Raw genomic sequence first — 14,729 nt, 5'->3', positions numbered from 1 at the left:
TCATGCGGATGCAAGGCCATTCGGCTTCACGCCTTTTCATAATCCTCCCGCTCATCTTGACCGGGCTGGCGGCGGCCCAAACCTTTTTCTGGAATCCTTCGGCGCCGTTGCTGAGTAGCGGCAGCGGCGATGTGTTGAAGGCGTACAATTGGAGCAGCGCCGCGGGAGGCGGGAGCTATCCGGCTTCAACCCTCGATGACGATTTTTCCGCCGCCACCTTGGGCGCCGCTTGGACGACTCGGGACCAGGATAATTTCACCGATACGCAAAATCCTTACGTCAGCTTCACGGACAACCCGGGTAAATTGACCATGCGCGCCAGCGGCAAGGATGTCTGGTTGGCGGACAACCAGTTCGTGGGCATTACCCGCAGCGATATTACGGGGGATTTCGACGTTTCGGTGGAGGTCTTTTCCCAAACAGATTCGACCAGTTCCGATGTCTGGGCCAAAGCGGGCATCCTGATGAGGAACAACTTCGCTCCCACGACGGACAGCGGTGGCTTCGCGATGGTGGCGGTTACGCCCGGAAATGGGTTCACTTTCCAATGGGATTCGGACAACAACGGCAATCTAGACTCCGAAAAGGACACCAAGATCCTCACCTCGGTCCTTGCATCGTACCCCTGCTGGCTGCGGCTGGCGAAGAAGGGGGCTTCGGTAACGGCCTACTATAAGACCGCCCTCAATAATGCCTGGACCCAGATCGATGTTGCGAAGACCGTGACCGGCGCCCTGGCGAATTCCAAAATCGCCTTGTTCGTTACGGCCCACACCACGACGAAAACCTCCACCGCCGTGTTCGACGATTTCACCGGCGGCGGCAACATCACCTCGACGGCCTTGGATTTCAATTTCGGCGGCGGTACCGGGACGCAAGCCGGGTCGGACGCCCATCTGACCGCTCCTTTAGCCGCCAAGAGCGTTGTCTTCAAGAGCTCGAAGGTGGCCTTCGATTTCCTGACCTCGGCCCTGACGGTTTCGGATAGCGCCATATTCACCGCGGCTAAGTCCATTGCGGCGGGAACCGGCAGCATCGTATTTACCGGGAACGGCGCGCAGAAACTGGCTCCCCTGGCGGGCGATACGCTTCCGGCCATTTCCAAATCTGGGACCGGCATCCTGACCCTTGCCGGGACTTCCACGACTGCCGGGTTATTGACCTTGAGCGGCGGGTCCTTGAATTGCGGGAACGTCAACCAGGAGTTCGCTGGGCTGAATGCCACAGCGGGAGTCGCCATCACCGGATTGGACGCGGCGGATACCCTTACCTTTTCCGCGGACGCGAATTTCTCCGGGGTCGCCGCGCTCCCGGCGGCTGGCACCATCCTGTTGCGCGCGGCATCGACGACCTTGAACTTCACGCCCCCGACCGCCCCGGCCGCGGCATTCAACAAATTGATCCTGTGGCCGCGTCCCTTGACCGCGAGCGGCGCCGTCATCGCCGTGGGCGCTGGAGCGATCAATTTGGCCGGTAACCTTATCCTCAGGGATGAAAAGTTCAGCGGGACAGTAGGCGACGGGATCGTCGATTTCCGGATCGGTAACCCTGACGTTACCCTTGCTGACAGCCTCTTGCGCACCGACGTCGGGACCGGAACCAATAAGCTCCATCTGTATATGGGCAAAGGAACCTGGGCCATCAAAGGGGATCTGAACGTAAACCCGGTTAACGGGTTGACGGCGGATAGCGCCACTTTGGATTTCCAAGCGGCCTCCCCCAAGGTGCAGAACCTCACGGTCGGAACCTGGAAGCTGGGCCCCATCAAGCACACGGGAACGGGCACCTTGAACTTGGCCCAATCCAGCGTGGCCTTGAGCGCCGCCTCTTTCGTGCAATCCGCAGGGGTCCTGAACCTGAACGGGTCCAATCTGCAAACGACCGACTCCTTGATCGTCCGCAATGGAGCTCCCGGTTCCATTGTCGGTTTGGCTGGGAAAGAGCTCAAGTCCGCGGGAAATATTTCATTGTCCGGCACGTCGGCCGCGCGCCTGGGATTGAATCCCGGATCGACCTGGAAGGCCACGGCAGCCGGTACGCTCAATGCCGATTGGGCCGATCTCGGAAAAAGCGATGCCAGCCTAAGCGCGGCCGCGGGCACGGCCACAGCCAATTGCAACGATCTCGGCGGCAACACCCATTGGAATTTCCCGCCGACGGGCCCATCCTTTACCCTGCAACCGGCCTCCAAGGAGGTCGTCGCCGGGCTGCCCGTTGTCTTCAAGGCCAAGGCCACCGGAACGGCTCCCGTCACTTATGCCTGGCATGTGCAGGGCGATACCGCCACTTTAAGCAAGGAGGATAGCCTTCACTTCGACAAGGTCGACGCTTCCCAGAACGGGGTCCATTATTACTGCGTGGCCACCAACTCCGTAGGCAGCGCGCCTTCCCTGGACGCGGTACTGACCGTGGACGTGCCTCCCGTTATCGACGTCCAACCCGCCGATACCACGGTGGTGGCGGGCAATACCGCCTCCTTTACCGTAACCGCGCACGGATCCGGGATTCTCGTCTATACCTGGACTAAGGTGGGGGACGCCGCCGTCCTGCCCAAGGGGGCCACGCTTTCCCTCGACTCCGGTTCGGTCCGCAAATACGATGGGGGCACCTTTATCTGCACCATCACGAACGGATTCGGAAGCGCCGCGGTCACCCGGGCCGCGCTTCTGACCGTAAAGTACCCGGCCACGATCGCGCGTCAACCCGCCGACGTGGTGGGCACCTTGGGGCAGAAGGCCACCCTATCCATTTCCGCCGCGGGCACGGCGCCTTTCTCATTCGCGTGGACGCGCGTGGGCGACACCACGGTCCTGTCGAAGGATTCCCTTCTCACTTTGGGCCCTCTCGCCATGGCCGATAGCAATTCGTACCAATGCCATGTGGCTAATAATTATGGCAGCATGGATTCCCGCGTGGCCAAACTGACCGTGGTGCAGGCCGCCACCATCGTGAGGGAACCATTGGATATGTCCGTGGGCCCCGGCCGTAGGGCGTACTTCATCGCCGGAGTCGCGGGCGCCCAGCCCCTCACCTACGCCTGGAGGCGCAAGGGTAGCGCCACCGTCATCGGCACCGATACCTTGCTGGTCATCGATTCGGCCAAGCTGGCCGACAACGGGACGATCTTCATCTTCACCGTCTCCAACTCCTACGGGGCCGATACCAGCCGCGAGGCCAAGCTCTCCGTAGTCGCCTGCGATTCGGTTTTCAAGATCGCCCCCGAGTCCCTGACCGTGGATGAAGGCCAGCCGGTCAAGCTCGCGGGAACGGCGGCATGCGCTTCCCAGCGGCAATGGAGCGTCGTCTCGGGCCCCGGCCCCCGCATCCTCGATCCCGAGATCGATACCCTGAGCTTCGTCGCGCCCCGCGTTTCCGCCGATTCCGTGATCGTACTCCGGTTCAGCGCCCAGTACTTCGGCGGCCCCGCCGTGAAGGACATCCGCATCAAGGTGCGCGAAGCCATTCCCGATCCCAAGTTCACCCTACCCGCGCCCGGGAAATGGAAGGGATCCAAGACCTACGTGGTCCGGCCCACCGTGACCAACTCCGCCGCCCTCAAGGCCTCCAAGTACTCGCCTCCCTTGCGATACCAATGGTCCCTCTCCGTCCAGTCCGCGGACACGGCCTTGGGAGGGGATTCCCTACAGCTATCCAATCCCACCCAAGGAGGTAACCTAGATGTTACCCTATGCATGGACAACGGGGGCGCTTCCCTATGCCTGGTGCATACGGTGGACATCGATCTGACCTCGGTGAGCCTGGCGTTACGCGCGGCCCGTTTCGGCCCGGTGAGCTTGAGCGGGCGCATGCTTGCCTGGAACACCAAGGCTTCGGTGAGGATCTGGGACTTCCGGGGCCGCATCTTGTGGCAAGAACGGCGGGATGCCGGCGCCAGCGCCCTTCTGCCCGAAGCGGCCGCGCGCGATCTCTTGCGCGGACGCGCCCGTCTGGAAATCCTGCCGTAGTTCGCTTCACGCACACTCTGTGCGTACGGCCGGGTCCGTCCCGGCCCATAAGTGCCTATTCGCCTGCTTATAATTGCTGGCGAGACCCGTACATGGCGGCCCTGCGCATCCTGCATCTGGAAGATGATCCCTTCTTCGCGGACATGGTCGAAGCCATGCTCGCCGCCCATGGCATGCATGTAGCCATCAAGCGGGCGGAAACCTTTTCCGGATTCTGCGACGCCCTTCGCGGCCAGAACTACGACCTCATCCTTTCGGATCACGAGTTCCCGGGGGGCGACGGCCTGAAGGTATTGGACTTATGCCGGCGCGAATGCCCCAACGTCCCCTTCATCTTCCTATCGGGCCGGCTCGGCGAAGAACTGGCGGTCGAGTCGCTCAAGAACGGCGCGGTCGACTACGTGCTCAAGTCCAACATGTCGCGCCTTATCCCCACCGTGGTGCGCACCCTCAACGCCTTCCGCGAGACCGCCGCCCTGCGCGCGGCCGAGGCGCGCATCCGCCGCGACCGGGCCAACCTGCACGGCCTCATCGAGAATACCTTGGACGCCATCTGGTCGATGGACATGGACTGCAAGGTGCTGGCCTTCAACTCGGCGGCTAGCCTGCTATGCATGAAGATGACCGGCCACCCCATGGTGGAAGACACATGCTTCCTGGACCTCCTGCCCCCGGCCCAACAGGCGCGTTGGCGGGAAGCGGTGGCGCGCGTGCGCGACCAGGAACGCTTCATGGAAGAGCAGGAGTTGGAATGGCTGGGCAAGCGCTACGTCCTGGAGTTCGGCTTCAATCCCATCCTCTCGGCGCGGGAGGTCACGGGAGTGGCCGTGTTCGCCAAGGACGTATCCGGACGCAAGCGAATCGAGGCCGCGGCGGCGCGCCTGGAACTGCAACGGGGCCGCTTGGAAGCCGCCTACCTCAGGATGCGCCTTCCGCTGCGCGCTTTGGAGCGGATCGCGGGAATGTTGGCGAAAGCGGCCGGCGACGGCGATATGCAGCGGATCGCGGAGATGCTCGCGAAGGCGGTACGGCGTTTGTCCGACCTGCATAGCCGGGCCGGCCAAGGTGAAGAAGAATTACGCGCCCAAGCCCCGGCGGATCTGCGCCTCATGACCGGGGAGGACGGCCCCGCGGGACCCGCTTCGCGGTACGAGGCCGGGCATCCGGGCGGAACCGGCGCGGCCGGGCCCTTGCGTATCCTGGTGGCGGAAGACAATCCCGTCAGCCAGGTGGTGGTGACGGGCATGTTGCAACGGCTGGGCCGGGAGTTCGATCTGGCCGCCAACGGCAAGGAGGCCGTCGGGGCTTGCGCCCGCGCGGCGTACGATCTGGTGCTGATGGATTGCCAGATGCCGGAAATGGACGGGCCGGACGCCGCCCGCGCCATCCGGGAACGGGAAGCAGGAACGGGCCGGCGCGCCTACATCGCCGCGCTTACTGCCAACACCGGGCCGGGAATACGGGAGCGTTGCCTCGCGGCCGGCATGGACGCTTTCTACGCCAAGCCTTTGCGCCGGGAAGCGCTGGACGAGACCCTGGCCGCAGCCTGGCGGCTCAAGGAAGAAAGCTCACTGAGGATCTGACCGCGCCTCTGGCCCTGCGGGCGGAAATGCGTGGAAGGCTATTGGCCCGGAGGGGACGGGTCCGGCGGGATTCCGCCGCTCTGGCCGCCCGCGCCCCCCTGCAGGCTGCCGCCTCCGCCATCGTCGAGGATGGTCTCAGGTTCGGAGGCTTCGCCGGATTCCGACAGGATCACGATGTCGACGCGACGGTTGCGGGCGCGCCCGGCGGGCGTATCGTTGGGGGTCTTGGGGCGCGAATCGCCATAGCCGGTAGCCGAGAGTTTACCGGACGGGATGCGGAAGCGTTCGGTCAAAAGCCGGACCACGTTGGTGGCGCGCGCCGAGGATAGCTCCCAGTTGGTGGGAAAGGTGCGCGAGTGGATGGGCACGTTATCGGTATGCCCTTCGATGCGCACGGGGTTGCGGTACGACAGGATCTTCTTGGCCAGTTCTTCCAGGACCTTGTTGGCCTCGGGCTTCACGTCGGCGCTGCCCGATTCGAAGAAGCCGCCTTCCTTGAGGGAAATGACCAATCCGCGCTCCTGGCGATCGACGGATACCTTGTCGTACATGCCCTTGGTCATGAGGAATTCCTCGACCTGTTTCTTGATCTCCTCGAACTCCGGCTTACCGGCTTCCTTGGTGGAGGCGGGCGGGGCGTTCTGGTTGCCCTGGCCGGTGGGCAGCCGCGCATTGTCGGAAGGGATGCCGTTGACGTCGAGGGCTTCCATCTGGACGATCTTGGCCCCGCTTACGCCGAAGGCCTCGCGCAGGCCGTCGGCCACCACCTTGGCCTTGCTGGCGTCGGCCTTGCTGAGGGCGTAGAGCGCCGTGAAGGTGGCGAACAGCAGGGTGATGAAATCGGCGTAGGAGACCAACCAACGTTCGTGGTTGACGTGCTCCGGATGCTTGTGTTTCCTGGCCATGGATGCCCCCGCGCCCGAGGGCTAGTGGGCCGCTTCCTTGCCGTGCCCGCCGCCCGGCAGGAAGGCGCGCAAACGCTGGCCCAGGAAATGGGGGTTCTCGCCGTTCTGCAACGCCACCAGGCCTTGCAGGATCATGTTCTTCTCGTGCACCATCGCGGCCACGCGCTGCTTCAGTTTGCTGGCCAGCGGCAAGGCGATCACGTTGGCCAGGGTAAGGCCGTAGATGGTGGCCACGAAGGCGGTGGCGATGCCGCCGCCCAGCTTGGAGGGATCGTCCAGGTTTTCCATCACGTGGATGAGGCCCAGCACCGCGCCGATGATGCCGATGGTGGGCGCGTAGGCGCCCGCGCCTTCCATCACCGGAATGGGGACCTTGGAATGCTCTTCGAAGGTTTCCAGCTCGGTTTCCATGATGGAAAGGAGCATGGCCGGATCGATGCCGTCCACCACCAGGGTGAGGCCCTTGCGGGTGAAAGGGTCGGTATGCGCCTTGGCCTTGGACTCCAGGGCCATGATGCCGTTCTTGCGCGCGAACTGGCAGAGTTCGGTGAGTTCGTTGATGACCTTTTCATGGTCGGACTTGGGGGGGAAGAAGCAGATCTTCACGGCCTTGAGGGCCGCGATGGTGTGCTCCAACGGGAAGCTGGCGAGGGTGGCCCCGAGGGTGCCGCCGCCCACGATCATGGCCGCGGTCAATTGCACCAGGGCCATGGGGTTGCCGCCCTCGATGATCATGCCCGCCAGGACCATGCCGATGGCGATGACGGGACCGAGAATGGTTGTTATGTCCACGTGCGCTTTCCGTCCTTCCCAAGGGCTTCGCGGCCGGCCCCAAAACCCCTGGCGCGGGTTTTCGAGCTCGCCTCCATTATCGCAATAGGGATTCCGCGAATACAACCATAGGACGGTATGGTAAAGCCCTGGAGCGACGGATAAGCGCCATCAAGTTAGGGTAAAAGTTGCAGTGGTTTATCCGATTTAGGACATTTCGGGGATGCCACCGCAAGGGCCTATCGGCTCGATACCGCTTCCCATCCTCGCGCATCGCGAAGCCATCGTGCGGGCGGTGGCGCGCTCCGGTGCGCTCGTGTTGGCGGCCCCGCCGGGCACCGGCAAGTCCACCCAGGTGCCGCGCTTCCTACTCGATCGGCCGGGTAAGATCCTGGTTTTGCAACCGCGCCGCATCGCCGCGCGCAACCTGGCCCTGCGCGTCGCCGAAGAGCTGGGCGAACCGGTGGGCCGCACGGTCGGCTACCAGGTCCGCTTCGAAGGCAAGGCCGGGGCCGATACCCGCATCCTTTACCAGACCTACGGCGTCTTCTTCCAGCAACTGCTTTCCGATCCGCTGCTGGAAGGCATCGGGACCGTGCTCCTGGACGAATTCCATGAGCGCACCCTGGAGGCGGACGCCACCTTGGCCTGGTGCAAGCGCCTACGCGCGACGGCCCGTCCCGACCTGGGCCTCGTCGTCATGTCGGCTACGCTGGAACTAGAAGGGCTGCAGGCTTATCTGGCCCCGTCCCGGGGGACGGCCCCCGCCTCTGGTGGCCCCGCCCCTGGCGGAGCGGCCGAAACCATAGTGGCGGAGGCCGTCACCTATCCGGTGGAAATCATCCATCAACCGCCCGTCGCGCAAGAGTTCCTCGCGCAGCAGGCGGCCCGCGCCCTGAAGCGCCTGCTGGCCCAGGGGCTTTCCGGATCGGTGCTCATCTTCATGCCCGGACAAGGGGAGATCCGCCGCACCTTGGAGGCTCTCGATCCCATCTGCCGGCCCCAGGGCATCGGGCTGTTCGAATTGCATGGTTCCATGGAGATGGAGGCCCAGCAGCGCGCATTGCGGGCGCCGCTTTCCGGTACTTGCGTGATCGTCGCCACGAATGTCGCGGAAACCTCCCTCACCATCCCCGGGGTTACCGCCGTGATCGACTCGGGCCAGGCGCGCATCGCCGCCTACAGCCCGCAACGGGATCTGAACACCCTGTATCTGGGATCGATCAGCCTGCAGAACGCCCGCCAGAGGGCCGGCCGCGCGGGCCGCACGGCGCCGGGGGTCTGCGTGCGCCTCTGGTCGGCCGACCGCGAGCGCGGCATGGCCCCCGCACTCGATCCCGAAGTCCTCCGGGTGGAACCGACGTCCATGGTCCTATCCCTGCACGCATTGACCGATCGCTTCGGGCGGATCCGCCGGGACGCGCCCCCCGCGGAGGATAGGCTTATCCCTTGGCTCACCCCGCCCGCGCCCGCGCTTTGGGAACGCGCCGAAGTCCAACTGGAACGCATCGGGGCCCTTTCGCCGCGCGCGGGCCGAACCTCGGCTCCCTCGGCATCCGGCGGAAGCCGCATCACCGACTTGGGCCGGGCCCTGTCCCGTTTCCCGGCCCATCCGGTTTTGGCCCGCGTCCTGCTCGACGCCCGCAAGGCCGGCGTGGGCCCGCAGGCGGCGGCCATGGCCGCCATCCTGGAATCGCAATCCCGCCGCGCGAAAGGCGCCTCGCCCGATCTCTTCGCCCTGGGCCAGGACCTGGCCGGCGATGCGGACGCCCGCTATTTCGATCGGGAGACGCGGGAAGCGTACAAGCAGTTGCTGCGGCTGCTGGAGAAGGCGCCCTCCGCTCCCGTCCCCTCCGCCCTTGGCCCCACCGTACCCGCCCCGCCGCCGGAACCGGATGACTTCCGAGCGGCCGCCACCCGCTGCTGGATCGTGCCTTTCCAGGATCGCATCGCCGCCCGCGTGGAGAAGGGGAACAGCTTCGCCCTGGCCGACGGGCGCCGCGGCACGGTGGAAGCCGGGGGCTTGCAGGCGGGCATCGCCGTGATCCTGGCTTTGGAGTTGCATGAAACCGGCGGGGCCAACCAGAGCCGGCAGGTGGGTATTCCCATGCTGCTGCCCTGCGAACCCGCCTGGATCGACGCCGCCTTTCTGGGCGAATGCCGTTGGGCCAAGGTGGGCGGCTGGGATGCGGCCAAGGGCCGCGTCGTACAGGAGGAGCAGTTCCTCTTCCGCGGTTTGATCCTGGATCGCCGGCCCCTACGCGAAGGCGCCCAGGATGCCGGGGAATCGGCCCGCCTGCTGGTCGAGAAGCTGGTCGCGGGCGAAATCGTTTTGCCGGGAATGAACGATGACGCGAAGCAGATGATCCTGCGCATCAAGCTGGCCGCCGCGCATTATCCCGAATACGGCCTTCCCAAGCTGGACGAGGATGATTGGCGCCTGATCTACGGCGAGATGTGCGAAGGCAAATCGTCGGCGCGGGAGCTGGAAGGGGCGTCGGTAACACGCGCGTTACGGGAGTACCTCGGGGACTCCCTGGCCGCATTCGTGGACAAGGCGGTGCCCACCGGACTTAAGTTGCCCAACGGCCGCATGGGCCGCCTCACCTATACGGAGAAAGGCCCGCCCGAGCTCGCGGCGCGTCTGGGGGATTTCCTGGGGATGGAAGGAAAGACCGCCATCCTGGACGGGAAGGTGGAGGTGGTTTACGATATCCTCGCCCCCAATTACAGGACCGTGCAGAAGACGGCGGATCTGTCCGGTTTCTGGAAAAACACCTATCCGGAAGTGAAAAAAGAATTGAAGCGGAGGTATCCCAAGCATCCCTGGCCCTAACGAGTGTTGAGAAAGGCACGGTTGTTTCAGGTACCTTTGGATACCGTGCCGGACCCGTTGCCTTCGCGATCCGTGATATGATATCGTAGCCCAGCGCGCATTCCGCTCCCCTTGCGGTCGAACCGTAAGCCGCGGGGCTCGGAAGAGCGCGCGGAGCGAATTTGGAAACGCTGGGCATCCTCATCATCGAAGGCAAAGGCGGGATCGCCCGCGCCTTGATGGCATCCCGACCGGGATTCAAGATCATCCATGCGGAGCGCATGGCCAAGGCCGAAGCCCTGGCGGCTCCGGCCCGCGCTTCCGGCGGATTCGACGCCATCCTTGTCGATCTCGCCTTAGCCGATTGCCAGGACGAAGAAGCCCATCGCCGGGCAGCCGCCCTGTTGCCGGGCACCCCCATCGTGGCGCTGCTCCGCAAATCCGACGCGACCCTGATCGAAGACTTGATCCAGGCAGGCGCGCAAGCCTGCCTGGAACATGAGGGCCTGGATGGCGGAGCGTTGGCCTCGGCCATCCGCCAGGCGGTGCTGCGACGGCGCGCGGAAACGCGCCGCTTCCGTTCCCTCTTCGACGCGGCCCCTATGGGAATCCTGCTGGCGGCCGGGCGGCGCGTGCTGATGGCCAATGCCGCCGCCCAGGAGCTGCTGGGCTACGATGAAGCCGGCTTCGCCTCGCTCTCCATCCTCGCCCCTTTCCCTCCTGCGGCTCGGCCTCTCCTGGAAGGCGCGCTGGACGCGCCGGCCCCGCCGGATGCGCGCTTTACCGCCGATCTCTCCCGTCCCGGGGGCGCGTCGGTGCGCTGCCGCGTGCACGTGGCCGCGGCCGTTCTCAACGATGCGCCCGTTATCGCCTTATTCTTGACTCCGTTGGCCGAAGCCGCGGAAGGGGATGCCGAAGCGGGGGGAACCGAATCCGCCCCTGCGGGAGCCCCCGGGCTGCAGGTCCGCAAGATGGAGGCCTTGGGACGTTTCGCGGGAGGCGTAGCCCACGACTTCGGAAACCTGCTCACCGCCATCAACGGCTATAGCGAGCATCTGTTGGGCCAAGCCGGCGATTCGGGGCCGATGGCCGGAGGCCTGCGGGCCATCCTGCGCGCGGGGGAAAGCGCGGCGGATCTTGCGCGCCAACTCGCGGGTATGACCCAGTCCGAAAGCGGCGAATCCGCGCCGGTCGCCGTGGACGCGGCCTTGCTGGATCTGGAACCGATTCTGCTGCGCATGCTGGGGTCGGGGATCGATTTGCGCCTGGAACCAAAGGCAGGGAATGCGACGGTTACCTTGGAGCCCGGCCGCTTGGAGCGGATCATCATGAGCCTCTGTTCCAACGCCCGCGACGCCATGCCCGAAGGCGGCGTCCTACGCGTGGCGACGGAAGCCATGGAGTTAGTCCCATCAACATCCTTTACCCATTTGACGGCAGGACCGGGAGCGGCGGTGGCCATCACGGTGGAGGACCAAGGCATCGGCATGGGGCCTGAAGTCCTGGAGCGCCTGTTCGAACCCTTCTATTCGACGAAGCGGGGCGGGCGCGGCCGCGGGATGGCCCTCGCGACGGTATTCGGCATCGTGGAAAGGGGCGGCGGCGGAATATCGGTCGAGAGCGTTCCCGGAAGGGGAAGCCGTTTCCGGATCGTCTTGCCACGGGGGGAACCGATTACGGCTCAAGAGCGCGCGCGCGCGATCGGGTCGGATACGGGCTCCGCGACCGCGCCCGCAGGGGCCGGGAAGGGCGGCGGCACCATCCTGGTCGCGGAGGACGAACCTTCCTTGCGCGAAATGATTCAAGCCATCCTCGGGCTGGGAGGGTTCACCGTGTTGACGGCGAATTCCTCGGAAGAGGCCGCGGAGATATTCGCCGCGCGCGAGGATGTTGATTTACTCCTCACCGACGTGATGCTGCGCGGCGGCGAAGGGGGCGACGAATTGGCGGCGCGGTTGCAGGCCCGGAAGCCGGGCTTGCGCGCTTTATTCATCTCGGGGCATCCGCTGGAAATCCTCGCCGATCGGGGCATCCGCATACCCGCCGAAGCTTTCCTGGAGAAGCCTTTCACGCCAGGTCAATTGATCGCGCAAGTCCGCGCCTTGCTCAACGTCGCCCGCGAGGCGCATTAAGCCCCGTCCGCAAAGAGTCGGTTTTCCTCTCTCTTTTTTCCCTTCCCTATATGCGTCGAATTTATTTTCGACGTTACAGCGGATCCGGAGCGGCCATCTCCGGACCCGCCAACCCAGGGACCCCCTCGGGGGCCGACCCGCAAACGGAGCACAACCATGAGAAGTCGTATGCCTTCGCCGGTACCGGCCTTGCTATTCCTTTCTTTTTTCCTGACATTGGGCGCCCTCGCGGCCTGGTCCCAAAGCCCGCCCGCTTCCTTCACCCTCACCGCCAAGGTCCGCGACTTCAAGGAGTTGAATCCGACCGACAGCGTTAAGGTGGATTCGCAATTCAACAATTACAACGGATGCAGCGCCCAGGAACTGGGCGTCAATACCATCCAGGAAAACCTGGATACCAGCGGCGCCGTAGATGCGGCCTTCCCCGGCGACAACCGCAATCCCATGCTCATGGATCCTCTCCCCGCTTCCATCGCCCCCTGTTACGATCCGGTCGCGCGTTTCCCCGAATGGTTCAGCGACAAAGGCCCCGATATCAATCGAGCCTTCCTGGTGGATTTGCGTTTCGATCGGGACGCCAGTGGGCTTTACACCTATAAGAGCGACGCCTTTTTCCCCATCGACAGCGGCAAGGCCTTCCGCAAGATCCATACGACCGATCCCGATCCCTTCGGGCAATTGCAGAAGGACAGCCTGGACGGTAAGGATCTCAGCCAGCATAATTATGGTTTCACCCTGGAACTGCATACCCAGGTGGCTTATCATGCCGGCGAGGTGCTGCGGTTCCAAGGGGACGACGATATCTGGGTATTCATCAACGGCAAACGCGTAATCGACCTGGGCGGCGTCCATCAGACCCAGAAGGATTCCGTAATAATGGACTCCGTGAAGACGAGACTGGGGCTGGAGGACGGCAAGACCTATCCCCTCGATTTCTTCTTCGCGGAGCGGCACGTAGCCTCTTCCTCCGTCCTCATTACGACCAATGTGGCCCCGGTAACGCCCATCAACCGCCCCGTCGCCTTCCATCGCGCGGCCCCCGAGGGCCCGGTCTCCATCTACGATCGCATGGGCCGTCTGGTGCGCGCCTTGCCGCAGGCATCCGCCTGGGCCGCCGGGGCTTCCATCCCCGCTTGGGATCGCCGGGATGAGGCGGGACGAATTGCCGCCCCGGGGGTTTATCTCTGGCGCGCTGTCGATGCCGCTCCCGGCCAAGCGGGCATATTAGTGGTTCGTTAATCTCGGCCCCCGCCCGGCCCTGACTGTCGTGTCGGGCGACCCGGCATTCGTCCTCAACATTGCCGGGTCGAGCCGTCTTTTGCATCTTGCATGGCGGTTCCCCCCAATGCCTCACTGCCGACATTTTCCCGCCTGTGGCGGGTGCCAGACCCTCGATCGCGATTACGCTACCCAGCTCGCGGACAAGCATGCCGAGCTGCGCCGTCTGTTCGCGGAATGGCCCGATCTCGCAATCGATCCCGTCCTGCCCAGCCCGCGTACCGAGGGGTATCGGCACAAGGTGCAATTGCCTTTCGGATTCGCGCCCGGCGCGCACGGCCATCCCATCCTAGGCTGCTACGCCGCAGGATCGCATGCGGTGATCGATCAGCACGAGTGCCTGGTCCAAGAGCCGTCGCTTTCACGCGCGGCCTGGGCGGTGCGCGCCTGGGCCGCGGCCCATCGCTTGCCTATCTACCGCGAAGCCACCGGGACCGGATGGCTGCGCCATATCCTGCTGCGCCGCGGCGCCGGTTCCGGGGAAATCCTCTTAGGGCTGATCAGCAACGGCGCGGGCATCAAGAGCTTCGATCCGCGCGGGCTCCTGCCGGACTTGCTGACGCGCGTACGCGAAGCCATCGGCGCCGGGCCCGAGGGAGGCGAGCTGATCGGCATCGTGCAAAGCGTGAACGCCCGCAACACCAATGTGGTGCTGGGCGAGGACGAGATACTCTGGTGGGGCCGTTCCGCGCTGCGCGAAGAGTTGGGGCCTTTCGTCTTCCGCGCCGGACTGTCTTCTTTCCTGCAGGTCAACCCGTTCCAGGCGCCGCGCCTTTATGACTTGGCCGTCGCCGCGCTTCCGGACGGGGCGCGGGTGCTCGATCTTTACTGCGGCGTAGGAACGCTTTCGCTATGGGCCGCGCGCAAGGCCGTCTCCGTGATTGGCGTGGAAGAGAATCCCGCCGCGGTGGCGGATGCGCGCAAGGCCGCCGCGGAGAACGGCATCCGGAACGCGCGCTTCCTGGCCGCCGACGTGGGTGAGGCCCTCAGCGGTACGGCCGGTCCGGGTCACGGAGGCGGGATCGATCCCGCGGAATTCGGGGAAGCGGAAGCCATCCTGGCCGATCCGCCGCGCAAGGGATTGGAAGAAAAAGTAAGGAAGGCCCTGCTACGTTCCAGCGCCTCCCGTTTGGTTTACGTGTCCTGCCATCCGGCCAGCCTGGCCAGGGACGCCCGGGCCCTCGCGGGCGCTTGGCGTCTCGAGGCCCTTAGGCCGGTGGATCTTTTCCCGCACACGCGCCACGTGGAATGCGTGGCGGTGTTCGGGAAAGCGTGACGGT

8 protein-coding genes are annotated in these 14,729 nt (G+C 64.7%); 6 read left to right on the top strand and 2 right to left on the bottom strand.

What is annotated here, in order from left to right:
- Positions 1-2 precede the first annotated feature (2 nt).
- Together JF616_10220 and JF616_10215 are read left to right on the top strand one after the other, a co-directional pair.
- Positions 3-3,965, top strand: a complete 3,963-nt coding sequence (locus JF616_10220) for an immunoglobulin domain-containing protein (GenBank protein MBW8888118.1) — start codon at positions 3-5, stop codon at positions 3,963-3,965.
- Between the two features lie 92 nt (positions 3,966-4,057).
- Entirely contained in the window at positions 4,058-5,548 is a 1,491-nt protein-coding gene (locus JF616_10215; protein MBW8888117.1) for a response regulator, read from the top strand.
- 38 nt (positions 5,549-5,586) lie between these two features.
- Here JF616_10215 and JF616_10210 read toward each other — a convergent pair whose 3' ends face one another.
- Entirely contained in the window at positions 5,587-6,453 is an 867-nt protein-coding gene (locus tag JF616_10210) for an OmpA family protein (protein ID MBW8888116.1), read from the bottom strand.
- 21 nt (positions 6,454-6,474) lie between these two features.
- Complete coding sequence (locus JF616_10205; GenBank protein MBW8888115.1) at positions 6,475-7,245, bottom strand: flagellar motor protein; 771 nt, start codon at positions 7,243-7,245, stop codon at positions 6,475-6,477.
- 202 nt (positions 7,246-7,447) lie between these two features.
- Between JF616_10205 and JF616_10200 the strand changes: the two genes are divergently transcribed.
- The 4 genes from JF616_10200 to rlmD all read left to right on the top strand — a co-directional run bounded on the left by JF616_10200 (position 7,448) and on the right by rlmD (position 14,725).
- Entirely contained in the window at positions 7,448-10,060 is a 2,613-nt protein-coding gene (locus tag JF616_10200; protein MBW8888114.1) for a hypothetical protein, read from the top strand.
- Positions 10,061-10,221: 161 nt separating this feature from the next.
- Positions 10,222-12,171, top strand: a complete 1,950-nt coding sequence (locus JF616_10195; GenBank protein ID MBW8888113.1) for a response regulator — start codon at positions 10,222-10,224, stop codon at positions 12,169-12,171.
- 156 nt (positions 12,172-12,327) lie between these two features.
- On the top strand, positions 12,328-13,410 hold the full coding sequence (locus JF616_10190) for a fibro-slime domain-containing protein (GenBank protein ID MBW8888112.1): 1,083 nt from the start codon (positions 12,328-12,330) through the stop codon (positions 13,408-13,410).
- A gap of 106 nt (positions 13,411-13,516) precedes the next feature.
- Positions 13,517-14,725 (top strand): 23S rRNA (uracil(1939)-C(5))-methyltransferase RlmD, encoded by a 1,209-nt coding sequence (rlmD, locus tag JF616_10185; protein ID MBW8888111.1) that lies wholly within the window; start codon positions 13,517-13,519, stop codon positions 14,723-14,725.
- Positions 14,726-14,729 lie beyond the last annotated feature (4 nt).

The sequence above is a fragment of the Fibrobacterota bacterium genome (genome assembly GCA_019509785.1).
Lineage (GTDB): Bacteria > Fibrobacterota > Fibrobacteria > UBA11236 > UBA11236 > Chersky-265.
The sequence above is the reverse complement of the archived record's forward strand: the minus strand, read 5'-3'. Positions and strand labels throughout refer to the sequence as shown.